The organism is Oscillospiraceae bacterium (assembly GCA_034925865.1).
Taxonomy (GTDB): Bacteria; Bacillota; Clostridia; order Oscillospirales; family SIG627; genus SIG704.
The window spans coordinates 1-25,328 of the sequence record JAYFRN010000004.1; the positions used below are offsets into that span (position 1 = coordinate 1).

Annotated in this window: 26 protein-coding genes; 20 read left to right on the plus strand and 6 right to left on the minus strand. The window is 40.3% G+C overall.

What is annotated here, in order from left to right; genetic code table 11:
- Positions 1-134: 134 nt before the first annotated feature.
- Genes VB118_01320 through VB118_01330 form a run of 3 tightly spaced genes read right to left on the minus strand, consistent with a single transcriptional unit; the run spans position 135 to position 2,302 of the window.
- Positions 135-524, minus strand: a complete 390-nt coding sequence (locus VB118_01320; GenBank protein ID MEA4831238.1) for a GNAT family N-acetyltransferase — start codon at positions 522-524, stop codon at positions 135-137.
- A gap of 15 nt (positions 525-539) precedes the next feature.
- Positions 540-1,865, minus strand: a complete 1,326-nt coding sequence (locus VB118_01325; protein ID MEA4831239.1) for an MATE family efflux transporter — start codon at positions 1,863-1,865, stop codon at positions 540-542.
- Complete coding sequence (locus VB118_01330; protein ID MEA4831240.1) at positions 1,865-2,302, minus strand: MarR family transcriptional regulator; 438 nt, start codon at positions 2,300-2,302, stop codon at positions 1,865-1,867. The genes VB118_01325 and VB118_01330 overlap by 1 nt, the downstream gene beginning before the upstream one ends.
- A gap of 286 nt (positions 2,303-2,588) precedes the next feature.
- Between VB118_01330 and VB118_01335 the strand changes: the two genes are divergently transcribed.
- The 5 genes from VB118_01335 to VB118_01355 all read left to right on the plus strand — a co-directional run bounded on the left by VB118_01335 (position 2,589) and on the right by VB118_01355 (position 8,978).
- On the plus strand, positions 2,589-2,867 hold the full coding sequence (locus VB118_01335) for a hypothetical protein (protein MEA4831241.1): 279 nt from the start codon (positions 2,589-2,591) through the stop codon (positions 2,865-2,867).
- A gap of 376 nt (positions 2,868-3,243) precedes the next feature.
- Positions 3,244-3,816: an RNA polymerase sigma factor gene (locus VB118_01340; protein MEA4831242.1), complete on the plus strand. Its 573-nt coding sequence runs from the start codon at positions 3,244-3,246 to the stop codon at positions 3,814-3,816.
- A complete protein-coding gene (locus tag VB118_01345; GenBank protein ID MEA4831243.1) occupies positions 3,800-4,504 on the plus strand; it encodes a DUF4367 domain-containing protein in 705 nt (234 codons plus the stop codon). Before VB118_01340 ends, VB118_01345 begins: the two co-directional genes overlap by 17 nt.
- Positions 4,505-4,711: 207 nt before the next feature.
- On the plus strand, positions 4,712-5,824 hold the full coding sequence (locus tag VB118_01350) for a hypothetical protein (protein ID MEA4831244.1): 1,113 nt from the start codon (positions 4,712-4,714) through the stop codon (positions 5,822-5,824).
- Between the two features lie 28 nt (positions 5,825-5,852).
- Positions 5,853-8,978, plus strand: coding sequence for a hypothetical protein (locus tag VB118_01355; protein MEA4831245.1), 3,126 nt, complete (start codon positions 5,853-5,855; stop codon positions 8,976-8,978).
- A 263-nt stretch (positions 8,979-9,241) separates the two neighbouring features.
- On the opposite strand, the gene VB118_01360 is transcribed toward VB118_01355, so the two are convergent.
- A complete protein-coding gene (locus VB118_01360; GenBank protein MEA4831246.1) occupies positions 9,242-10,564 on the minus strand; it encodes an ATP-binding protein in 1,323 nt (440 codons plus the stop codon).
- 132 nt (positions 10,565-10,696) lie between these two features.
- On the opposite strand from VB118_01360, the gene VB118_01365 reads away from it, so the two are divergent.
- The 3 genes from VB118_01365 to VB118_01375 all read left to right on the plus strand — a co-directional run bounded on the left by VB118_01365 (position 10,697) and on the right by VB118_01375 (position 12,206).
- Positions 10,697-10,861: a hypothetical protein gene (locus VB118_01365; protein ID MEA4831247.1), complete on the plus strand. Its 165-nt coding sequence runs from the start codon at positions 10,697-10,699 to the stop codon at positions 10,859-10,861.
- A 169-nt stretch (positions 10,862-11,030) separates the two neighbouring features.
- Entirely contained in the window at positions 11,031-11,285 is a 255-nt protein-coding gene (locus VB118_01370; GenBank protein ID MEA4831248.1) for a helix-turn-helix transcriptional regulator, read from the plus strand.
- A 33-nt stretch (positions 11,286-11,318) separates the two neighbouring features.
- Positions 11,319-12,206 carry a hypothetical protein gene (locus tag VB118_01375; protein MEA4831249.1) on the plus strand — a complete coding sequence of 296 codons (888 nt, stop codon included), beginning with the start codon at positions 11,319-11,321 and terminating at the stop codon, positions 12,204-12,206.
- 60 nt (positions 12,207-12,266) lie between these two features.
- Here the strand turns inward: VB118_01375 and VB118_01380 are convergent, their stop codons facing one another.
- Both VB118_01380 and VB118_01385 read right to left on the minus strand, forming a co-directional pair.
- Complete coding sequence (locus tag VB118_01380) at positions 12,267-12,422, minus strand: hypothetical protein (protein MEA4831250.1); 156 nt, start codon at positions 12,420-12,422, stop codon at positions 12,267-12,269.
- Between the two features lie 12 nt (positions 12,423-12,434).
- On the minus strand, positions 12,435-12,989 hold the full coding sequence (locus VB118_01385) for a GNAT family N-acetyltransferase (GenBank protein MEA4831251.1): 555 nt from the start codon (positions 12,987-12,989) through the stop codon (positions 12,435-12,437).
- A gap of 46 nt (positions 12,990-13,035) precedes the next feature.
- On the opposite strand from VB118_01385, the gene VB118_01390 reads away from it, so the two are divergent.
- From VB118_01390 to VB118_01445, 12 genes are all read left to right on the plus strand, one after another.
- Positions 13,036-13,179, plus strand: a complete 144-nt coding sequence (locus tag VB118_01390) for a hypothetical protein (GenBank protein MEA4831252.1) — start codon at positions 13,036-13,038, stop codon at positions 13,177-13,179.
- A gap of 246 nt (positions 13,180-13,425) precedes the next feature.
- Positions 13,426-14,553 carry a serine hydrolase domain-containing protein gene (locus VB118_01395; protein ID MEA4831253.1) on the plus strand — a complete coding sequence of 376 codons (1,128 nt, stop codon included), beginning with the start codon at positions 13,426-13,428 and terminating at the stop codon, positions 14,551-14,553.
- A 1-nt stretch (position 14,554) separates the two neighbouring features.
- Entirely contained in the window at positions 14,555-15,328 is a 774-nt protein-coding gene (locus VB118_01400) for a dihydroorotate dehydrogenase electron transfer subunit (GenBank protein MEA4831254.1), read from the plus strand.
- A gap of 1 nt (position 15,329) precedes the next feature.
- Positions 15,330-16,238, plus strand: a complete 909-nt coding sequence (locus tag VB118_01405) for a dihydroorotate dehydrogenase (GenBank protein ID MEA4831255.1) — start codon at positions 15,330-15,332, stop codon at positions 16,236-16,238.
- A 251-nt stretch (positions 16,239-16,489) separates the two neighbouring features.
- Positions 16,490-17,869 (plus strand): LCP family protein, encoded by a 1,380-nt coding sequence (locus VB118_01410; protein MEA4831256.1) that lies wholly within the window; start codon positions 16,490-16,492, stop codon positions 17,867-17,869.
- Between the two features lie 48 nt (positions 17,870-17,917).
- The gene (locus VB118_01415; GenBank protein MEA4831257.1) at positions 17,918-19,228 is read left to right on the plus strand and encodes a nucleotidyltransferase family protein; all 1,311 of its coding nucleotides are present in this window, start codon (positions 17,918-17,920) and stop codon (positions 19,226-19,228) included.
- Positions 19,212-19,964, plus strand: coding sequence for a Wzz/FepE/Etk N-terminal domain-containing protein (locus VB118_01420; GenBank protein MEA4831258.1), 753 nt, complete (start codon positions 19,212-19,214; stop codon positions 19,962-19,964). Before VB118_01415 ends, VB118_01420 begins: the two co-directional genes overlap by 17 nt.
- Positions 19,924-20,658: a CpsD/CapB family tyrosine-protein kinase gene (locus VB118_01425; protein ID MEA4831259.1), complete on the plus strand. Its 735-nt coding sequence runs from the start codon at positions 19,924-19,926 to the stop codon at positions 20,656-20,658. Before VB118_01420 ends, VB118_01425 begins: the two co-directional genes overlap by 41 nt.
- A gap of 30 nt (positions 20,659-20,688) precedes the next feature.
- Positions 20,689-21,396, plus strand: a complete 708-nt coding sequence (locus VB118_01430; GenBank protein MEA4831260.1) for a CpsB/CapC family capsule biosynthesis tyrosine phosphatase — start codon at positions 20,689-20,691, stop codon at positions 21,394-21,396.
- 21 nt (positions 21,397-21,417) lie between these two features.
- The gene (locus tag VB118_01435; GenBank protein MEA4831261.1) at positions 21,418-23,283 is read left to right on the plus strand and encodes a nucleoside-diphosphate sugar epimerase/dehydratase; all 1,866 of its coding nucleotides are present in this window, start codon (positions 21,418-21,420) and stop codon (positions 23,281-23,283) included.
- Between the two features lie 28 nt (positions 23,284-23,311).
- Positions 23,312-24,439 (plus strand): aminotransferase class I/II-fold pyridoxal phosphate-dependent enzyme, encoded by a 1,128-nt coding sequence (locus VB118_01440; protein ID MEA4831262.1) that lies wholly within the window; start codon positions 23,312-23,314, stop codon positions 24,437-24,439.
- Positions 24,436-25,296, plus strand: a complete 861-nt coding sequence (locus tag VB118_01445) for a glycosyltransferase (protein MEA4831263.1) — start codon at positions 24,436-24,438, stop codon at positions 25,294-25,296. The genes VB118_01440 and VB118_01445 overlap by 4 nt, the downstream gene beginning before the upstream one ends.
- The last annotated feature ends 32 nt before the right edge of the window (positions 25,297-25,328 follow it).

Sequence of the window (25,328 nt, forward strand, 5' to 3'; positions counted from 1 at the left end):
GCTGTATTTATACATCTCGTCGCCCCCAAGTGCAAGCTTTTTAACATGTTTCGGCCATTTTCCTTGCACTTATTATACCATAATTCTTGCGATTTGTCTTGCCTTGCTGTATATTTTCTTTTGTTCAGCGGGCATTAAGTATAAATTCGTCTTGCACTCATTTTATTGAACAGCAAATCATAATATGCGTGAGCGGCTTCGTAAGCATAACCCTTGCCTTGATAATCCGAGTTCAGCATCCAACATGGAGAATAGGTATCTTGTACGCTATCGGTTGGGTCTGTGCTTTCAGGCCCTGCAAACAGTTCGCCGATTACTTTTCCATTTTCCTTCAGAACAATTGCGAGATACAGTCCTGTCGTGTCGTTCATTCTTTCTGCTATACCGTTTCGGGCGTCCTCCATTGTTTCAAGCTTCATATCCATAAAACAATGTACCGACGGGGTATGCAGATATGAGTAAAGGTCTTGAACGTCCTTCGTTTCAAAGGGGCGAAGCATCAGTCTTTCGGTTTCGATTAGCATTTCAATTTCTCCTCGTTAATACTTGTATTTTTTGCGTTTTCCTATCAAGAACACGACAGTTACCGCTACCGCCATAACCTCGGCTACGACCGTGGAAATCCAGATTCCGTCAAGCTTCCATATCAGCGGCAGGAGCATTATCGCGGAGGTCTGGAATACAAGCGTCCGCAAAAATGAAATGAGCGCCGAAATCAAGCCGTCGTTGAGTGCTGTGAAGAAGGACGAGCCGAAAATAGCAAGGCCGGCGAACAAAAAGCAAAAAGAAAATATGAGAAAGGCGTGGAGTGTCATTTCCATCAGCCCGGTGTCATAACCGACAAACAGAAGCGCGAGCGGTTTTGACAATAAAAGAGCGGCGGTAAACATACAGACAGAAAACACGGCTATGATCGTCAGACTCTTTTTGAGAATGTCTTTTAGCTCGTTATGGTTCTGTGCGCCGAAATGAAAGCTGATAACCGGAGCCGTTCCGATGGAAAAGCCGATGAACACGGCGAGAAATATCATATTGACATACATTATCACACCGTAAGCCGCCACGCCGTTTTCTCCGGCGTATTTGAGCAGTTGATAATTGTACAGCATTCCCACAAGCGACATAGATATGTTGCTCATAACCTCAGACGAGCCGTTCGCGCAAATCCGTGCAAGCGCGTGTCCGTCAAAGACGGGTTTTGAGAGCTGCAGGAGGCTTGTGTTTTTACGTAAAAAGTAAATCACAGGCAGAACTCCGCCGATAAGCTGACTGAAAGCGGTCGCGGCGGCGGCTCCGGCAAGTCCCCATTTGAATACGGCGACAAACAACGCGTCAAGCGCCATATTCGTCACACCTGCCGCTATGGTCACATATAAACCGAGCTTCGGCTTTTCCGCTGTGACAAAAAGAGCTTGAAATTCGTACTGTAAAAACAGAACAGGTATTGCGGGAATCACAATGCTTGCGTATAACAGGCAGTTGTCAAGCATTTCTCCCTCTGCTCCGAGAAGGGATAAAACCGGACGGATTATAAGCAGACCGAGAACAGCGATCAGCATACCGCACACGACAGATGTAGCAATCAGCATTGAGAACAGCTTGTTTGCTTTTTCCTTATTTCTTTCGCCTAAAGTTTTTGAAATCAGCGCGCTTCCGCCTGTACCGAACATAAAGCCGACGCCGCCGAAAATCATAATAACGGGCATGACGAAATTGACTGCGGCAAACGGTGTCTTGCCGACAAAGTTTGAAACGAAGAAACCGTCAACGACACCGTAAATGGAGATGAATACCATCATAATGATAGACGGAAAGGTGAAGCGGAGCAGCTTGCGGGAGGTGAAGTGATCGGATAACTGAATCATTATAATGCTTTGACCTTTTCTTTTAATGCGACAAGGTAGCGTTCCGTCAGCGACAGATACTGTCTGACTTCCTCATCGCTCCACGAATCGAACACATCGTTTTCCGCTTTTATAATCTTTGCCACCGTGCTTTCGGAAAGAAGGACTCCTTTTTCGGTTAGCACTACTTTCTTTGATTTTGCGTTAACCGCTATAAATCCGATAATACCGTCCCGCTCAAGATTGCGGAGCGATGAATTGACCGTTTGCTTTGTCAACCCCGTCAGACGGCATATGTCCACAGGTATGCAGCCATCGCCGGAATCGCATACCGCGTACAGAATTTGCAGTACGCTGTCGGATATTCCGAGTTTTACCGATGCCGCATGATACACAGCGCCGGTTTCGCTCATCAAATAATTATAACGCCTCATGTTTTGAGATAATGCAGTTTTCATATGTCCCTCCTTATCGTCCGAAATCGGACTATGCTATTATAGTACGATTTCGGACAAATGTCAAGATGATTCAAAAAAGTTCCGATAATACTTGTTTCCTTATTCGATAATCTTCTGGAGCATTATCGGGATGTAACAAGCCGAAGGTCAGTCTCACACCGAGCCTGACCTTTTACATATGATAATTCTTTCTGAACTTTGCCGATTCTCTCTGGCTATTCGGAATGATGTATAGTATTGTGTGTCGCTGAAGGAGGTAGTCTCAGATGAGCGTAATCGACGAAATATGGAATGGCAGTCTTTATCCAGCGCAAATACTAAACGCTACACAGACAGTACAAAGCGAGTCTCGGAGCTGAAAGAGGAACTGATCGCAGTGCTTACGCCGGAAGATGTCGTAAAGCTTGAATCCTTGATTGTCGCTATGTTCGATTCAAGCGATGAAATGTCGAAGGAAGCATATCGCATGGGCATACGATTCGGATTCGATCTGTCCAAAGCAATTGAAGATAGCAACAAGACGTTACCGAAAAAGAACCGCGAATCCGACCAACAACCGGAATAGTGGTTCTTTCTTATCTCAGGCGCGGTCAGAAATGATCGCGTCATTTTAATAGAGGATAATGTCTGCGTTTATGAATCAGTGATAAAGTAAAATCCGCTAATAAGCAATATAATTGGCGGGTTATTTTTATTAAAACACCGATATAACTAACCGATAATTTGATGAATGGATTAAAATAATACACTAATTTTACTTGCTATTATGATGTATCGTTGGTATAATAAATATAGCAGGATATTCGAAATTTAAATTATAGATATAAGAGTTATATGAAAAACAACAGATTTCAAATGTTAAAAAAAAATAACCGTTTGTTTCTATATAATGAACATTTGTTAGAAATTTCAATTCATAGATGAAGCGGAGGTTTAAATATATGATTCCCATTATATTAGCCATCAAGGATGAAAGAGATCGCTTATTAGTGGAAAATATATACGATACATACGAGAAAAAAATATATATGATTGCATACAGCATCTTAAAAAACAAACAGGATGCGGAAGATGCCGTAAATAATACCATAATAAAAATAATAGATTACATTGATAACTTTGTTGATATTTCGTGTGAGGAAACAAAGCGGTTGATTGTTATATACAGCAGAAGTGTCGCTCTAAATATGTACAATTCTAAAAAGATACGATCAAAAATGTCTCTACCAATATGCGATGATGAAAATAATGACCATGAGATAAATGACATTGAAGAAAATTTACAGGATATTATTATTAATGAAGAAACCATTTCAATTGTGCGAAATGCGATAGAGAAACTTGATGTAAAATATCGTGATGTAATAATACTAAAGTATTATAATAATATGAAAGATGCGCAAATTGCGGATATATTAAGCATTTCAGAAACCGCCGTCAGCACAAGATTAACACGTGCAAAGAATTTGCTAAAAAAAGAGGGAGGATATGTGCTGTATGCAAGACTTAAATAACAGAAAATTTGAACTTTTAATTCGCGCCGCGGTTTACGACTGCCATACAGACGATGTCACCATGCTTGAAGCGCTTGACATATCCTCCGTTAAATTCGATAAGGCTTATTTACGTCGTAAAAAAAGGATTTTATCAGAACAAAAAGCGATAAATTCATATAATCATAAAAAAGTAGTATTTAACAGAATAGCCATTACTGCATTAATTATAATTTCTATTATTTTCGGTTCTATTATGAGTGTTTCAGCTGTCCGCGAATCATTATGGAAAACAGTAACAAAATGGTATGATAAATATATTGACATATATTTTAATAATTATAGCTATGAATCATCGCCACCGTCAGAGATAGAAATAGTACGAAAGCCAATGAATATATCCGCAGATTGGGAAGAAAACATATTATCTAATGATTCAACCAGTGTTTATATTGAATATTATAAAGACAATGAATTCCTTTTTTCATACCAACAAGGATTAATTCAAGACGGGTCAGTATGGATTAACGGTGAAAATGTAAAGGTAACTGATATACAAATACACGGATGTGAAGCAAAACTATCTCAAAACAACGATAATCCAGACGATTGTCAAATTATATGGAATGATGGCGAATATTATTATATGATCAGTGGATATACCTTACCTATCGAGCAAATGATAAAAATTGCGGAAAGTGTTAAATGATACATTTATATAACATATTGTGCCAGCTTATAAGAGCTGGCACTTTTGTACAACAAACATTGGTAAATTTTTATATAATGCAACAAATATAAGATTTATTGAATTTTTTTCCGACAATTTGTGAGGAAATAACTCATTCAACTGTTATATATTAGAAAGCAAAAGGATGTACGTGCCAAATATATATTTGGCACGGCAAAAATAAATATGAAAAAAATAATCACTTTAGTACTTTTATGCCTATTGTTTTTAACTTCATGTTCGGCTAATATCACAAGCGGAAGCTCACCCGATACCAGCGGCGCGGATACCGGAAAAGATTCATATTTATATTTGGCGGTGGACGGAGTATTGTATAAATACAATATTCAAACCGGTTACGCCACGCCCGTATGTCAGGATCCGTTATGCCATCACGATTCCGATAAATGCCCTTTTTACGGGATAGTCGATGCTGTGATGCCAGTAGGGAACAAATTATATTTCGTAAAAGGTAGCCAAATTTGCGTTTACGATACCTCGGACGGGGATTTGAAAACGCTGTACGATACGAACGGTGCCGTGTTTTATCCCTTTATGGCGGATAAATATATCTATTACAATACTCTTACAACTAAAAAAGAAAACGGAGAGCTTGTAAATAATATCGACCTTTTCAGGTTCAACATTGAAGATAATTCCTGCATACAGTTAAATAAAGAATTACTTTACGGATTTAATTTTTGTTCTACGATAATAAATGATAAAATATATTGGGATGATATAGGTACTAACATGTCATATTCCACAAATTTCTCATACGGCAATAAAGTCGAAGGAGCAGATTTAAAATACAGTATACAATCTAAAAACTATGAATACAGACTTGAAGTAGTTAATAGACAACCAATAAAAGTTAAGCTGATTGTTAAAAAAAAATCCGGCAGTGATGAATATATGATTGCGGATAATGTTGCTTCTTTTAAAGTTATGGACGACTGTATACTTTTGTTATATAATACCGATACCCCGAAGCAGGTCGGAACGGCTCTTGATGAGAACGAAAGCGAGACAGCGATTTATGATTATCAATGCAACGACATATATATCGCGGACTGCGACGGAGGAAATAAAAAATTGCTTTGCAGTATCTCTGATAATTATGTAATATTCAATATGACAAACAGCGACGGGGCACTGATACGCTATCCGTATATCGGGATAATGCTTTGGGAATACGAATACGATGAAAAAGGCTATATAGCGGGGAAGGAAATAGCAAAAGATATTATCATTCTAAACATAAAAACCGGGGAATATAAAATTACGATATCCGAATGATGTTAAATAACTATACGGGGGAATCGCCTTGCTTTTAAAATATGAAATTTTAAAAATAAGAAAGCTGTCGTTATTCGCTTTTATGGTATGTCTTGCGTTAAATTTCGTAGCGGCGTTCTTCAGCGCTGCCGCGCCTGCCGCCGACGTAAAAACCGCCAAGGAATATTATTCGGTGTACGAGCGTTCCCCGGAAGAAATAAACAGTCGTTTTAACGAATACGATTTTTCTCAGGATATCGAATTGCTGCAGGCAAACCCCGATTATTATTGCATAAAAAACATCATAGACAGGCAGAAATACATATTACAATATGACGATGATATGCGCACCGTGCTGTTCCATGCGAAAGTCGTGATGTCCGAAGTACCAGAAAATTCATATATGTACCGGTACGAGAGGGAGGTTATAAACAGATATACTAAGCTATATGAAAACAACAAGCTGACAGTAAGTTATATACGCGGATGGGACGAATATTTTAAATACAGCCTTCAGAATGTATTTATGCTTCTTTCGGTGTTGTTTCTTTCCGTATACCTGTTTGCTGAAGACCTGAGTATGCGAAGCATCCTCCGCGATTGCAAACGCAATTCCCGCGCCGTTTGCGCTAAACTTATAGTTCTGCTTGGCGGAACCATGCTGTTCGCTTTATTGATAACGTTGACCACACTTGAAGCTTTTCAACTTAAGACGGGGTTCGCAGGCGGAGGGGCTCCTATACAGCAGATAGCAGAATTCGAATACCTGCCGTACAAATTTACTATTTTCGGCTTTGCCGCAGTACAGACTTTTATCAGAATATTTGGATTATATATTTTTGCGGTTATCGCAGGGATATTGGTTTTACTGACACATTCCGCAATTATTTCTTTAATAGCTTCAGTCGGGATTTGCGGGCTGAATATTTTCGCTTTCAATTCGATTGATATATCCGGAACGGAATATACGCATTTTTTAAATCTATGGACGTTTTTAGAATCGAAAAGCATATTCTACAGGTTCTTTTCCTATAAGATATTTGAATATGCCGCCGACGGGCTTTTTTGCGTTTTTGTCATCGGTTTGCTTTTACTGTTTGTCCTTGCAGGTTTAAGCATCTTTTTATATCTCAAACGAACGGCGAGCCGTCTGCGCATATTTAATTTTTCGATAAAATCGATAAGAAAAACGCGTATATATAAACAAAGAACCTATCCGCAAAATTTAACGGCATATGAGATTCTAAAATTGTGTACTTACAGAGTCCTTATTCCTCTGGTAATTATACTAACGCTTTCAAAGGTTTTTTATACAGGCTATTTATATGATAATTACTATGAAAAAGACGATATTTTTCATTTATATATAGAAAAGATAGGTGGCGAGATTACCGAGGAAAAAAACCTTTTCATGTTTACGGAACGTCAACGCATTGACGACATACTTACTCAGAAGGACACAATAACTGAACAGTATAAAGACGGTGTTATAGAAGAGGAACAATACCGCGGTTATATGCGCGAATACTGGAATGCGTTCGTTTCGGACGACGCTTTTTCGGAAATCGAAGACTATTACCGCTGTTTGAAAGCACATGACAACGGCGGCTTTTTGATATACGATAAAGCGTATACGCTCTTCTTCCGCTCTTTTCCGGATTCTATCTTGTGCCTTGTTATTTTATTAATCACGCTTGTGCTGTTTACGGTAGATGTGACATCCGGAATGGATAATATAACACGAGCAACTCGCAATGGCAGAAATACGATATTGAAGCATAAATATATAACTTGCGTCGGGGCGTCGCTGTTATTTATTATTCTGTTTTCCTTAATTGATATCTCATGTTTATATAAATACTACGGTTCCGAGTCGCTTTCAGCTCCCATAAGCAGCATAAGAACATTTGCAGGAGTAAGCGTCCATATTAATATTATATGGTCTGATTTATTGTTTTTACTGTTCAGATGCTTGTGCTATATCGTCGCTGCGTGTCTGCTTTCGGTTCCCATACTTTATTTTCAATATAAAAAACATAACTACATAAAGAAAAGAAGGATCGGTATGAAAAAAGTATTTTCGCTTACTCTTTTATACGTATTGATGATGTCAATATGCTTTTCGTTTATGTCTTGCAGCAGCGAACAAAAGTATATAAAAAGCGGTAATAGCAACGATTATCTGTATGCCAAGCCTAATGATGTAATATATAAATATAATATTGAAAACGGTTATGCTGTGCCATTATGTGAAGACCCCTTGTGTAAACATGATAGCGACAGCTGTCCTTTTTACGGAGCAAGCGATGAAATTTACAAGCATGACGATTATATTATATACTTTAAAGGCAATGAAATAAACAAATATAATATTGCCAACGGTAAGGTTGAAACGTTGTTGTCCGCAGAAGGAAAAATATATTATCCTTACATGATAGATGACAGAATATATTACAATGCGGTTAATTTTAATTATAAACCCGATGCTGAACACACTTCAATTGTTAATTTATACTATTACGATATGAAAACCTTTCTTTCCGTTAAATTAAACGATTCGGAGCTGTATGATATGCAGCATATCGATGGATTGGAAGACGGAAAGCTATTATGGTATGACGATGGGCTTCAGACAGAATATACTACTGATCTTGAATATAAAAATGTATCCGATTATAACGAGGATTACTGCGGTATCGTGGCGGGTGAAGCAAAATATAGACTTGAGGTAACCGGAGTAAAGCCTATGAGTTTTAATTTGTATAATATGTCTGACGACGGAACGAAAAATATTGCTGTCCGCGATGTTGTATCCGTTAAAGGTTATAATGGTTTTCTGCTTGTGACCCATAACAGAACAGAACCAAAACTTATAGGCCAAGAAAAGACTGATGACGGTAAAATACAGGATATTTACGAATACCAGAGTAATAAAATTTATAAATATACTTCTGATGGAAAAAGCAGAGTATTACTGTGTACCTTACCTGACGGATATTATATTTACTCCCTTTCATCTGCAGCAAAAACACTTTACTCCGGGAATTATATAGGTATACTGTTGAAAGGATATAATTTCGATTCACAAGGATATGTGACAGGTTACCATGTTCTAAATAATATAGCGATCATTAATATTGAAACCGGAAAATACATTAGCACGGTATCAAATTAAAGGATGAAAAAAGATAATGGAATTATATATAAAAGCTCTTTTCGCCGACCGTTATAGCCGCAATCATTTTAAAAGCAAAAACAGATATACTGACGCATATTCAAGTACACTCCGATGAATCGATTCGTATAAAGACTCGGTCATCATGCTCGAACATATAAGAACTATAGATAAATTCCGACTACTTGATATGTTGGTAGACTGGATAAAAAACGTAAAAATAATATATCGGTATTGTTTAGCACGCTATTTTATCTTTCATTTCAATCCGTTACGACAGAATCGTATACAGAATACAATTCGGAAAAAGTATAAAGTGGTAAATTGATAAGTTTTTCCTCAACACGGTAATCTGACATAGAGGTTCTGATTCCGGTTGGAAGACCGTTTGCCGAAATGAAACTCTTCAGACTTTTGGCTTGCAGGTTTTCTTCGGCTTTTACTTCGATCGGCAGAATATGACCGCTGTGCTGAACAAGAAAATCTATCTCGCCCGTCGAGTTTTCCGCTGACCAGTAATACGGAATCGCACCGACCTCGGCGGCAAGCTGCTGGCAGACATACTGTTCGGTCATTGAACCTTTGAACTCGGTGAAAATAGCATTTCCTCGAAGTAGCGTTTTCTCGTCAATGTCAGCCATAGCACCGAGAAGTCCTACATCCACAAGATAGAGTTTAAAGGATGGCAGATCACGGTAAGCCTTCAGCGGGATTCCGCTTTTAGTGACACGACCGACCTTGTGGCACAGACCGCAGTCGAGAAGCCATTGAATAGCAAGCTCAAAGTCTTTCGCCCGCGATCCCTCGCGCAGTACACTGTAGATAAATTTTTTGTTTTCCTTAGCAAGCTGTGAAGGAATACCGTCCCACACCATCTGAATACGCGGAACAACAGCTGGCGGTGCGTGCTTGGAGAAATCCTGTTCATAGTCGGAAATAAGCTGGCACTGTATTGCGCGGACTTCCTTCAGGCCTCCGTTCTCGGCATAGACATATACCGCTTCAGGCATACCACCTACATAATAATACAGCTTAAGCAAGTCGACAAACTTGCTTTTAAACGCCGTTATCATTTGAAAATCGCACTCGTGAAGAAGTTCTAAGAGAATGTTCTCCCCCACGGCACCGAGAAATTCTGTAAAGGTAAGCGGGTACATGTCAAAACTTTCAACTTTCCCGACCGGAAACGATGTTCCTGAATGGAGCGCAATACCGAGAAGCGAACCGGCAGCGAGGATATAATAGTCGGAGTCATTGTCCTCCGCAAAGTATTTAAGCGAACCGAGCGCTGCGGGAACCTCCTGCACCTCGTCAAGAATGATAAGTGTGTTATGAAGTTCAATAGCGACGCCGCTTTCAATGGAAAGGCCGCGTAGAATACGCGGAATATCAAATCCGCCCTCAAACAGCAGCTTCATGCGCTCGTTTTTATCGAAGTTGATATATGCGGTTTTCTCGAATTCGCATCTTCCGAATTCTTTCATCAACCATGTCTTCCCGACCTGACGCGCACCGCGGATGATCATCGGCTTACGGTGCTTTTTATTCTTCCAGTCGACAAGCGACTGCATCGCGTTTCTTTTCATAGCAAACACCTCTTTCGCTTATTAGTGTACCCATATTATACTCAACGTAACGCATAATGTCAAGGGAATATGTGTGATCGTAATCAAATTGTCGTCCATAAAAGTGTGATGCAAAAAAATTTAGAGGTAACAATGCTTGTTGAAAACAAAACCAAAAGCGCAAACTATCTTCGTATCATCGCATTGTTGAAGCATTTGCTCGCAAATGCGTTGCTTTCGTTCGCCTTTTCAAAATCCGAGTTTGATGCAAATAAAAAGATGCTGTTTTTCTCCCCTGTGGTTGATGCGGATTTATAAATACATTCACTTTAGTACTTGCAAGTATTATACTGCAGTATAGATAATAATGTTTGATAAAATTAACCCACAGTTAAGTTGTACCTTTTGTTGGATAGCTTCCATTTCGAAATGCAACCTGCTATACTGTATACAACGGTACCGGAATAATCTAAACGGAGGAATCATAATGGCAGAAACAATGGGACATATAATCAGGCGCTTGCGCAAGGAACAAAACTTGACACAGGAAGAACTTGCTGAGCAACTCAACATCTCAGCTCCGGCAATTTCAAAGTGGGAAAACGATACAGGTATGCCAGATATTTCACAGGTTGTGCCGATTGCCAAAATTTTCGGAGTAAGTACCGATGTACTTTTCGGAACATTCGGCGAAAGCGACGATGACGAGGCAATGAAAATCATCTACAAAGCACAGGAGTAGACCTATGAAGACGGACGAAGCACAACGAAACGCTTGTATGAAGGTTATCTTACTGTTCAGGAAGGCTTAAAGCGTTATCCCAACAATATTTTATTGCTTCTATTCAGCCTTGAACGCAGTATTGCCCTTGCTTATCCAGAAAATGACTGTTATGATGCCGAACACGCGAAAAATATAGCCGAACACGCGAAAAATATATATGAAGAAAGTATCCGGCAAGCTAATATCGTCATCTCATACGGAAAGAACGCCGCCGATATTTTGCGTGCGCATATGATCATGGTCATACTCCATTCTGCTTATGAAAATGCCAGCCAAGCTGCGGAACATTCATACCAGTTCCCAAGCAGAGCCGATATGACTGTTTTCAACATGTCGGCGTTTATAGCTCATTCCGAACATGACTACACCCGCGAAGTCGAGAACAGGCAATATGACTTTGTTTATCATCTTGAGTCAATGCTTGACAATATGGCACTAAGCGGTAGGGCATTGGTTATGTGCGGTAAATATGCAGACGCAATCATGGTATATACTTCGGCTTTCTCGCTGATAAAATCGGTATTTGGGGATGAAAAGTATATCCCGCCGGTTCATGAGCGCGAAAGCGGAGATATGTATGTATTGATTGCGAAAGCCTGTATAAAGTCAGGCGATAAAAGCAGCGCGATATTATATCTTAAAAGAATGGTAAATTACGACTTGGAAACACGAGTTCATTTCACGGACGATATACAGGTCAGAATGCCATTGCTGCATCAGGTGCCTTTTATAACCTATTATAAAAATGCAACATCGCGTAAAGGTCACTTGGAAATACTTATATCAAAATTACAAGACAGCGCTTTTGACTGCTTGAAGGATGATGAGAAATTGAAAAGATTGATCGAACGTGTTTCTGTTGAAATCAACAAGGAATAATAGATCAAAGAAGCTATTTTACATTGGCTTTTACTTATGTGGAGAATATAATAGCCAGATTCATTGTCCTCCCGCAAAGCATTTCAGCGAACCGAACACTGCGGGAACCTTTTGTACCTCGTCAAGAATGATAAGTGTGTTATGAGGTTCAATGGCAACGACGTTTTCAATGGAAAAGCATACCATAAGGAATTGAAAATAGCCAGAGAGAATCATGGGCTCTGATAATTATTTCATCACTTTCTCAAATCGGAACATCATATCGTCCCCATCTCCTTCTTGATTGCCGTCCGGATCACCGTCAGGCATATGAGAATTAGGATGATGTATATTAAAAAATTCCACTGCATGAAAGCCACACTTGTTGATATAGAAATGGATGTTCCGCGTTTCAAAATACGGTGTGCAGGTTTCCCACACCTCGGTTTCAGGGTGTAACTTTTCAATTTCCCGCCATGCGGCATAACCTATACCGTGACTGTGAACTTCGGGATTGACGAAGAACAAGACCAATTCGTTATAATTCGTATTGAGATTGATTGATATAATTACGCCACCAACAATTTTTCCATCAGCTACGATTCTGTATATTTCCGCATAATCCGCGTCCATTGAGTCCTCAATTGTCTTGCGGGAAATGATTTCGCCTTCTTCTTCAAAGTGTTCGTCGCGTCTGCCGAATTCCTCGATCGCACCATACTTGAATGCGCGTTGATTATCCAAAACAAATTGCTTACGGTCGTTTTTTTCCATTGGTACGAGTTTTACTTTTGTGTTTTTCATTTATCTTATCTCCTTCATTATCATATAACAAACGCCCGGTTATGACATGACAGAAAATCATATCAAAACCGGGCGCACCCGACATCTTATCCGACAGGCGGCCTGCAAGCGTATCGCTTACGATCCCCTACACTACGGTGTACTGTCCTCCGATGGCAAATATTCAGTTTACACATACAGAATAACATAAAAGCTGAGAAAATTCAATCGGTTCAATATGGATTCACATCACATGTTTTGCGTTTTTGTTTATATATTGTTGATTTTCTGTCGAATGTATTATATAATAATAACTGTTTATATGAAAAGAAGATTCGGATTAAAGGGTAAATCCTATAAATCAAATTATTTCTAATCGTCACGATTAAAAACCACAATTTCGGCAAGCCGAAGCTGCCATAAAAGATAGCGGTTCGGCGGAAAGGCATGGCCATAAATGTTCGAAAATACAGAAAATATTATATATAAAGCCGTCGGACGCTTTGATGTACCATGTGCCGTTGCTGCTTTCGGAAACAGAAACGGCGATTTTTATAAAAAGGCCTTTGGATACAGACGCGTATACCCGGATAACATTAAACCGACCGGTATTACACCTCCCGGAATTTTTCCGGAATCAATAAAATGCGAAACTGATACGCTATTTGACCTTGCCTCTCTTTCAAAGCTTGTTTCAACGACCATGATAGCGCTTAAGCTAATTGAAGAAGGCACACTATGCCTGACCGACTCGATCGGTTTCTTTTTTCCGTCTGCACCTGACGATAAAAGAAATATTACAATAAAACAGCTGATGACCCACACAAGCGGGATAAAAGCCCATTTTCATCTTGAGAAAGTAATTAAAAAGCCTGTCCCAGATGACCGTGATATAATTAATTCGATATTGAATATGCCTCTTGTTCATGCACCGGGCGAAATAGTTGAATATACCTGCATGGGGTATATTCTGCTTGGCAAGATACTTGAATTAATTACCGGAAAAACCCTTGATATGCTTGCGTATAAATACGTGTTTGAACCGCTTGGGATGAATCACACAGGGTATAACCCAAAGAAAGACACCCGGCTTTTGGGAATGAATTCGGCGGTGACTGAATACAATGAGAGCTGTAACGGTTATATCGAAGGCATAGTACATGACGAAAACGCAAGATATCAAGGCGGTGTTTCCGCAAATGCCGGTGTATTTTCAACAGTAGATGATCTTATTAAATTTGCAGTAATGCTTTCAAACAGAGGCAAATATTCAAATAAAATATATTTGAACAAAAGAACCTTTGAGCTTGCGATTACCGATCATACGCCGCAAAAAGGGGATTCGCGCGGGCTTGGCTTTGAGCTTTACGACGGTGGATTATTTCCTACCGGTGATCTTTTTTCTCCGCTGTCTTACGGCCATAACGGCTTTACCGGCACGTCGCTGTATGTTGACAGGGAAACAGGATTTTTTATGATATTTTTAACTAACCGAGTGCACTTTACGCGCGAATCCTCCGCTCTTTACAGACTCAGAAGAGCCGTGGCTAATTCCGCTATATCCGAATATCTGAGAGGAATGTGATATGAACAGCAAGACCCTAATCCAAAAACGCGAAAGAATTTCCGACAGCTGCTATTCGTTTACATTATATGCGCCTGATATAGCAAAAAAATGCGAACCGGGCCAAATTATACATGTGGACTGCGGAGGCGATACCTTTTTAAGACGTCCGTTTGGTATATGTGAAGCTTCTCGCACGGAAGGAACGATCAGATTCTGTTATGAGATCAGAGGAAAAGGTACAAATCTTCTATCGGAAATGAAGGAAGGCGAAGAGCTTGATATCCTCGGCGCATTCGGAAACGGTTTTCCTGCTGCAAAGGGAAGACGCATCCTCCTTGTAGGTGGCGGAATCGGTATTTTTCCGCTGTTGTTTTGCGCAGAAAGTTCGCCTGAAAGCTGTGACACAATTCTTGCGTTCAGATGCTGTTCGAAAATATGCCTTGAAGAAGATTTTAGAAAATACTGTCGCAATGTATATTTATGCACTGATGACGGTTCGGCCGGATATAAAGGTTATGCCGCTCAGCTTCTGAGTGAGCTTAATATAAAAAAGCAGTATGACGTCGTATATGTATGCGGGCCGATGAAAATGATGAAGACTGTTGCGGAGGTCTGCATTAAAGCAAACATTGAATGCTTTGTCAGCCTTGAGGAAAGAATGGGCTGCGGAGTGGGCGCGTGTCTTGGCTGTGCATTTAGAACAATTATGCCCGATGGAAGCAGGGGCTACAAACGTGTATGTGTCGACGGACCGGTATTCAATGCGTCGGAGGTTGATTGGAGTGAAATCTGATATGGATATGAGTGTGACCATTGCGGGAGTGAAGCTTAAGAATCCCGTTGTTACGGCGTCGGGAACATGCGGTTTTGGAGAAGAATATCTTGATTATTATAAACCGGAAGAACTGGGAGCTATCGCGGTAAAAGGGCTTACGTTGCTGCCGCGTGAAGGAAATCCTCCTCCGCGAATTGCGGAAACTCCGTCCGGAATGCTCAACAGCATAGGCTTGCAGAATCCGGGAGTGGAAATGTTTGTTAAAAAGCATCTCCCTCGTCTGAAGGAAAGGGGCGCGACCGTAATTGCGAATATTGCGGGTTCATCTGCGGATGATTACGCGCGTATGACGGAGATATTGTCTGATACAGATGTGGATTTTATCGAAATGAATATATCATGCCCTAATGTAAAACAAGGCGGAGTGCATTTCGGTACAGATCCGAGGATTGCCGAGGAGGTTGTCAAAGCGGCGCGTTTAAAATCGAAGAAACCTCTGATCGTAAAGCTGTCTCCGAACGTTGCGGATATAACCGAAATTGCACGCGCTGCGGAAGCGGCCGGAGCCGATTGCCTTTCAATGATAAATACGCTTCTTGGTATGCGGATAGATATTGAAACGCGCCGTCCGATACTAAAAAACAATGTCGGAGGGCTGTCGGGCGCTTGCGTAAAGCCTATCGCCGTAAGAATGATATGGCAGGTAAGAAGGATCACCTCTCTGCCGATTATCGGGATGGGCGGCGTATGTACGGCGTCTGATGCCATTGAGCTGATGATTGCTGGAGCCAACGCAATCGCAATCGGAAGCGCGGCTTTTAAAAAGCCTGACACACCCAGAGCAGTTATCAAGGGAATAGCGGACTATATGAAGTTAAAAAGCATTCGTGACATATCTGATATTTCAGGATCAATAATAACATATTAATTTAGGTATAGGTTGCCTTTATAATAAAGCTTATTAATCGGATTTTCTTATCTTCGACAGCCATGTCCCGTTTTACCTCGCTTTAATTATATGTGGATGATTACAAACACAAACTTCTTTTAAAAAAGGGATAAGCATATTAAATATTTACTGTAAGCATCGACAATGCTTGACAATTTGTTACAAATATGTTAAAATTTAAAAAATGAAGCGCTTTACTTATATTTTGCGTATATTGCGCAGAGGAAAAAATGAACACCGACAATAACAATAAAGAGAACGGTAATAAAAACAAGCGGGAAGAAGAGCCTAAAAACAATGATTTAAATATAAAGCTTTCCGATAAAACCGCTCCTGATAAAAAAAGAATCAATGCAAAATGGAAAAAAGCCGCAGGAATCGTGTTAACGGTAATTGCTATCATGATAGTTTCAGCGCTTGCGGTTACAGTTATTGCGCTGTATATCGCGTATAACAAAGTATATACTGAGGTTCCGATTCAGGAACGGACAGGAGATTACATTCCTCCTGTCCTTGATACCGACAAACTTCACGATATCAGCGAAATTATCGGCGAAGGTGAAATACCTCCGATGTCAATTGATCCGGTTATTACCGATACGCCACCTGTGCAGACAACATCAGGTAATAATGATACTGAACCAAATGATGATATAACGCCTGAAAATAATAACACTACTGGCAAAAATTCCGACGTTTCCACTGGCGGTTCATCCGGTGTTTCCACTGGCGGTTCATCCGGCGGATCTTCAGATGTAGAGCCAGTGCGGGTAAGATATGATAAATATGTCGAGCCAAAAGGTACAAAGACAACTATATATAAAGTTGCGCAAAAGGATCCCAATGTACTGAATATTATTTTATTGGGACGCGATGCCCGTGATCCGCTTCACGACAGAGGACGCACGGATGCGATGATGATTGTCAGTTATAATAAGAAAACAAAAGATATAAAAGTAACATCGCTTTTGCGCGACACGCTTGTCCCGATCGAAGGGTGGCATTGGAACAGAATAAATGCGGCATATTTCTTCGGCGGCACAGGCCTTTGCATTAATACCGTAAACGACGTCTACGATATGGATATACAGAATTATGTAACCGTAACCTTTGACAGCGTTGAAGGTATAATCGACCTTCTCGGCGGAATAGAAATAGAAATTACAAAGAAAGAAGCTGAATGGGGAGGTTGGGGAATATTTACTTCACAGATCCATGAAGGAAAATGTCTTATTACCGGCGCATGCGCGAGAGCGTATATGCAAAACCGTTCGATTGGCAAAACCGATTTTGCCCGCACCAACAGACAAAAGATTGTACTGGAAGCGCTATTTCATAGGTTTGTAACAATAAAAAGTATTTCCGAATTTTCCGATGTAATAAACTATATCCTGAACATGGTGCAGACAAATATGAAACTCGATACCATACTGTCCCTTGCGTCAAGCATACTTTCCAACGGGATAAAAAATTTCGAATATGCTTATCTTCCTTATGAAGGTAACTATAAATCTCAATATTACGACACCGGAAAAGCAAAGCTCATGATACTTATGACCGACCTCGATAAAAGCACTAGATATCTGCATAATTTTATTTATAATTACTGAAATCCTGTTGTGGGTTTCGCAATACTACGTTAAAACGAAGGTAACCTTTTGACAGCTTCATTTGAAAAAATGCTGAGACTGTTCGCGCTTTCCGCGTGTACCGGAGACGCGGATGGATATCCTGACGATTTTATACCGGATATCAATGAGATTAAAACAGTTCTTACGCTCGCGGACGAGCAAACTGTCGGCCGTAATGTACGCGCCGCTCTTCTTCTTCTTTCTGCGGCCGGACGTGCTCCGGCGGTTACGGAAAACGATCGCGTGGTATGGAAAGCACTTATAAAAACCGATATATTCGCTAAACTTAAACATGAAGATGGGCAAACCGCCGTTCTAAAAGCTCTGAAAGCAAAGGGAATTCAAGCCGTAACGCTAAAAGGCACGGCGGCCGCCAGGTTCTATAAGGTTCCGGAATACCGTTTGTCTGTCGATACCGATATATATGTCGTCCATGAAGACGAAGAAAGCGCGTTATGTGTATTTCGCTCCCTGGGCTTTCAAGTCGCTCCGCGAACACTGTTTTCAAACCATTCTTCCTGCCGCAGTCCGGAATACGGCGAATATGAGCTTCACACATCGTTTTACGCGGATATAATAAGAAATAATGTGCTTTGCCGTGAAAATGAGTCGGATGCTGTCAGAGAGCCTTTTGATGAATACGAGGTTTATGGCGCGAAACGCCTGTCACTCGGCCCCACCGACGCGGTATGCTATATGTTCGCGCATTTTGCCGGTCATTTTGTAAATTCAGGCGCTTCGATAAGACAGATATGTGATATATTGCTGCATATCAGATATGAGAGACGACGCATAGATTTCCAAAGATTTCTGACATCACTTGACAGATGGGGCTTTCGCAGCTTGTATGATGTAATATGCTCGTTGGGGATACATTATCTTAGCTTTTCTCTTGATGAGCTTCCTGGTTGCTCGGCGGTATCCGCCGATGTTTTTGATATGTTCATATATGACCTTGAAGAAGGCGGCTGGATAGGTAAAAAGCGTGAAAACAGCGGTGAAGCTTTAAGATATTTCGGTCTTGCACGGGCGGGAGACAGGAAAGCATATTTAAAGGAATTAAAAAAATATCAAAAAAGCAGAATTGCCGCCGCAATATTTCCGCCCAAAGAACGAATAGCGGCAAAATTTTCTTTCATTAAAAAAAGCGCTCTGCTGTTACCTGTCGGATGGGTCTGTTGGTTGTTTTATGGATTGGCTTTGATGAAAAAAGGCGAGCTGAGCTGTTCTGCTCCGGACAGCGCGAGAGAAGCAGACGAAGTAATCCGCAGACGCATTATGTTATTCGAATCGCTCATGATGATAAAAGAAAGGGCAGAACATGACTCAGAAAATTAATTTCACCATGATTTTCAAATTGCTTTTCAAAAACATTTGGATTATTCTGTTGTTTGCGGTATTGGGAGCGGAATTTACTTATTTTACTACCGAATATAATAAAATTCCCATTTATACCGCGAAGGCCACTATGTATGTTGCAAACGCCAATTATTCGTCTACTGACGGTAAATGGTATTTTTCTACCGGTGAGTTTTATGCCGCAAAAGAGCTTGTCAATCTATATACACAGCTGGTAAAAAGCTCAAAGGTTTGTGAAGAAGTAGCGGAAAAGCTTGATAATAAATATTCAGCGGATTATATCCGAGGTTCTCTTTCCATATCATCTTTAAGCGAAACCTCCATAATGGTCATTTATTCAACAACAACAAATATGCAGACCTCTGTCGATATTTGCAACGCTGTTTTGGATGCCGCTCCTGAAGTTTTTACCTCGGTGGTTAAATTCGGATATTGTGAGCCTGTAGATAATGCTTATATGCCGAAATATCCGGTACAGTCCAATCCGAGATCGCTTCGGAATACTTTTGTCAGTGGATTTATGGGTGTTGCTGTAGCAATCGCTTTAATATTATTAATATATATGTTAGACAACAGGATAAAAGGCACATCAGATATTAAGGATAATTATCAGGTCGCAATTCTCGGCGAAATTCCTAATTTTTCATTAAAATCCGACGAAAGGTATTCAAATTATGGCTCGTCAAAGGAAAAGGGACAGAGAAGAGGATATTAACCTTCTCAATGACAGTTCACCGTTTCAAATTACCGAAGCATATAAGACACTACGAACAAATTTAATATTCTCATTGGCCGCGAATAAATCGGAAACAAACGACCATAAAGCAAAAATCATTGTCATAACAAGCTCAATCCCGAGCGAAGGAAAATCTACGACCTGTGCGAACCTTTCAATAGCAATGGCACAAAAAAGCGAAAAAGTACTTATAATAGACGCTGATCTAAGAAAGCCTGTCCAAAACAAGCTTTTTGAAATTGATAACAGCCGCGGGCTTTCCGATGTTCTTATCGACGAGTGCGTGCTTGAAAATACAATATCTAAAAATGTAAGACCATTTTTGGATCTATTATCTTCCGGGACAATAGCGCCAAATCCTTCAGAGCTGCTTGGCAGCAAAGCTATGGAGCAGATGCTTAAAACTCTGTCGGAAAAGTACGATTATATTTTTATTGATTCACCTCCGATCAATATCGTTTCCGATGCGCTGGTTGCTTCTGTCAACGCTACGGGAATTGTTATGGTTGTTCGTCCAGAAATCTGTACACATGAACACTTTAAACATGCCACCGAATCGATAAAGCTTGCCAATATCAAGCTTTTGGGAGTGGTTATGTCTAATGTCAAGGAAGATAATTTAGGATTTAAATATAAGAGAAAGTACTATAGTTATCGTAAATATAAAAATTGATGATTATATAAAAAAGAAGGGACAATCTTCTTGAAAGCGGATTTTCACAGTCATATTTTGCCTTGCTTTGACGACGGAGTAATAAATACCGCCCAGACGGCGAAATATATAGCGTTATTAAAAAAGAACGGTATTACCCATATATACTCGACCTCTCATTATATTCCGCACAGAGAGCCGGTGGATGATTTTATCTGCCGCCGCAAAGAGGCATATGCGAAATTAGTATCTGAGCTTGAATCGGATGGAAAATCGATACCGGAAATAAGACTTGGCGCCGAGGTTCATATGGAGAAAGGTATTTCTCAGAATGACAAATTGCCTTTATTGTGTATAGAGGGAACAAATGTTATTCTGCTTGAACTGCCCTACAGGGAATACGAACCTTGGATGCTCGAGGAAATTTATAATATAGTATTTAAATTTAAAATTCACCCGTTGATTGCGCATTTAAACAGATATTTTTCCATATATAACGATTCACAGTTGTCACAAATTTTATCAGTAAAAAATGCCGTTTATCAGTTTAACCTTGAAGCATTTGAAAGCCGCTCGTCATCCAGACGAATAATACGCCTAATATCAGGGGGATTGCCGGCAGTTTTCGGAACCGATTATCATGGGGACATGGATGAGCTCGGTGACTTTTTTATAAATTTTGAACGTCGGACGAAAAAAAAGGACATTGCCGATATGACGGAATCAACGGAGCAAAAAGTATTGGAAGGTATGCTTTAAAAAGCGAAAGGGTATCATGTTTTGAAATCGAGATATCGCGCGTTTATATTGATGCTTTCGGATACTGCGATAGTGGTATTTCTTTTCAGCTTTATATACGCAATATGTCATATCGATGAGGCGCTGCCGATACAGATTTTTTTTAAATCCCTCTTGCTTGCCGCGGTGGTATATCTGCTCGTAATGATTTTATTCGGTATTTACAAGAGTCTTTGGCGATATGCGCAGCCAAAAGAATATTTCATGTGCAATATCGCGTCTTTTGCCGCCGGATTTGTTTTTTTTGGTATAAGCAGACTGATTTTACCGGAAATAATACCGTTTTACTTTTATTTGCTCGTGATGTCGACAATTTCTATTGCTTTTGTGACTGTAAGGCTTTTATATCGTGTTTTCCGTGATTATTATATAAATCAATCAAGGATGCTCAAGCAGGACAAACGAAATATTTTAAAAAAGCGTACAATTATAGTAGGCTGCGGAGCCGAGACGCGTAATCTGCTTGATGAAATCACAAAGGATGGAAGCTCTGATATTCTTCCTATAATCGCGGTTGACGACGATATTTCAAAAATAGGTAAATATTTTCAAAATATAAAGGTTGCAGGAGTGTGCGGCGATATTCCTCGTCTATGCGAAGAATACGAAATTGAAATGATTGTAATCGCCATGCCCTCTGCCACAAACTCACAGCGCTCCGTGATACTCGAATACTGTGTCGAAACCGGATGTGAAGTTAAAATAATGCCGCATTCCTACGATTTTACCACAGATACAGATTATTTGAGTAAGCTTAGAGAAATCACAACAGACGAGCTTCTCGGACGTGATCCGCAGGTAATCGCAGACAATGAAATTTATTCATTTGTAAGCGGAAAAACGGTAATGGTTACCGGCGGCGGCGGATCCATCGGTTCCGAGCTGTGCAGGCAGATCGCAAAATACAATCCGAAAAAGCTTGTGATTGTGGATATATACGAAAACAATGCATATGACATAGAACAGGAATTAAAGCGTAAATATTCTGACAGTCTGAATCTGGAAACAGTTATTGCTTCAGTGAGGGAATATGATAGAATAAACCGGATCATGGAAGAACAAAAGCCTGTTATCGTATTCCATGCCGCGGCGCACAAGCATGTTCCGCTTATGGAGAATTCTCCTCAGGAGGCCGTAAAAAATAATATTTTCGGAACTCTGAACGTTGCGCGTGCTGCGGAAGCAAACGGCGTTAAAAAATTTATAATGATTTCCACCGACAAAGCCGTAAATCCCACTAATATTATGGGAGCTTCAAAACGCATATGTGAAATGATCATACAATCAATGAGTAAACGTTCTAAAACGGTGTTTGCGGCGGTCAGATTCGGAAATGTTCTCGGTTCCAACGGATCTGTCATACCTCTTTTTAAAAAGCAGATAGAAGAAGGCGGACCGGTTACAATCACACATCCCGATATAATAAGGTATTTCATGACGATTCCGGAAGCCGCTCAGCTGGTTCTTACCGCCGGCGCAATGGCTGCCGGAGGCGAAATATTCGTGCTTGATATGGGTAAACCGGTGAAAATTCTAGATCTTGCAAAGAAGCTTATATTCCTCGCGGGCCTTGTTCCGGACAAGGACATAAAAATAGAATATATAGGACTCAGACCCGGAGAAAAGCTTTTTGAAGAACTCCTGCTTGATGAAGAGGGAATTAGAACAACTGATAATAATAAAATATTCGTCGGCAATCCTTCGGACATATCATATGAAAAGCTTATACCGATGTTAGATAAAATAAAAGAAATCGCATATAAAACAGATATTGACAGTAAAGCCATGCTGCATGAAATCGAGACAGAAATGATGAAAATAGTACCTAATTTCAGGCGGGCTGTTTAATATACTTAGACGAAGGGACTTGATTATATTGTCAAAAAGGATATTTTTATCGTCTCCCACCATGAATGGGAGCGAAAAAGCTTATATAGATGAAGCATTCCGTACAAACTGGATCGCCCCTCTCGGTGCGAATGTGGACGGATTTGAAAAGGAATTATGCGAATATTTAGATCCGGTCGGGTTTGCCTGCGCTCTCGTTTCCGGGACATCGGCAATTCATCTTGCACTTAAGCTGGCCGGAATAGACGAAGGCGACAGGGTTTTTTGTTCATCACTGACTTTTTCCGCATCGGCCAACCCGATCGTATATGAAAAAGCTATTCCGGTTTTCATCGACAGCGAAACCGAATCATGGAATATGTCGCCGGAAGCATTGGAAAAAGCTTTTATAAAATATCCTGATACAAAAGCTGTAATTGCAGTTAATCTCTACGGAACACCGGCAAAGCTTGACGAGATCAGTGATATCTGCACATCACATAATGCCGTTTTTATCGAAGACGCGGCCGAATCTCTCGGTGCTCGCTACAAAAGCAGGCAAACAGGAACATTCGGCAGATTTAGTGCATTTTCTTTCAACGGAAATAAAATAATAACTACTTCCGGCGGGGGAATGCTTTTTTCATATGACGAAAACGCCGTAAAAAAGGCACGCTTCTGGGCGACGCAGTCACGTGATCCTGCAAGGCATTATCAGCACAGCGAAATTGGATATAATTACAGGATGAGCAATATTGTCGCAGGAATAGGTCGTGGACAGCTTAAAACACTTGATGAGTTTATCTCACGTAAAAAAGCGATAAGGGATAAATATCTATGCTCGCTTTCCGGATTGCCGGAGCTGACTTTGAATCCGGTTCCGGCTTATTCGGAACCGAATTACTGGCTTACCTCTGTAACGGTCGACAAAAGCTCAAAAATAACGCCGGATGATATTATCAATACCCTTAATGATGACAACATAGAATCGCGTCCTATATGGAAGCCTATGCATCTCCAGCCGGTTTTTACAGGTATGGATTATATAACCGCCGGCAAGACAAGCGTATCGGATGACATATTTACTCGCGGCGTATGTCTCCCAAGCGATATTAAAATGGATGAAAATGATATGGAAAGAGTCACACAACGTATATTAAAGCTCTTTGGAAAATGAAAAATACGGATAAATTTTCTGTCTTAATGTGCGTTTATGCATTAGACGATGCCAAAAAGTTTATAAATGCATTTAATTCCATATACTTTGAGCAAACGATAAAGCCTGATGAGATAATAATTGTAATTGACGGATCATTGCCGCCGGAACTGAGTGATACAGTTGAAAATGTCATTTCATCCTGCCCGGCAGTAAAAATAATAAAGCTTAATGAAAACCTTGGCCGGGGTGAAGCCAGAAGAATAGGAATGCTGGCTTGTACAATGCCGCTTGTCGCAGTTATGGATGCAGACGATCTCAGTGTATCAGAACGTTTTGAGCTTCAGCTTGAGTGTTATCGGAAGGATCCTTCGCTTTCGATCGTCGGCGGATACATCGAAGAGCTTTCTTCAGAAAAAGGAATATCTCACAGATTGATAAGGACTGTCCCGTTGAATGACAGTGATATCCGACGCGGTATGAAGGACAGGTCTCCGTTCAATCATATAACCATAATGATGCGCAGAGACGATGTGATTGCCGCCGGAAACTATTCCGGGCACTTTGAAAGCGAGGATTATGATCTTTTTTTCAGAATGGAGCAAAAAGGCTTCCGTTTTCTGAATCTCCCCATGGTACTGTGCGTAATTTCTAGTGATAAAAACATGTACCGCCGCAGGGGGGGATGGCATTATTTCAAAAGTGAAGCATCACAACATATCGAAATGTATAAATGCGGCTTCATCTCGTTTCCGCGGCTTATTTATAACATTGCACTTAGATTTGTCGTTCATTCGGCCGCTCCAAACAGTTTCAGAATAATTTTATACCGAATTTTCGCAAGAAAGAGCAAAGATAAGAGAAATAGCAGTGATTAAAATTTTTATATGCTTTACAATAGGATTATTTT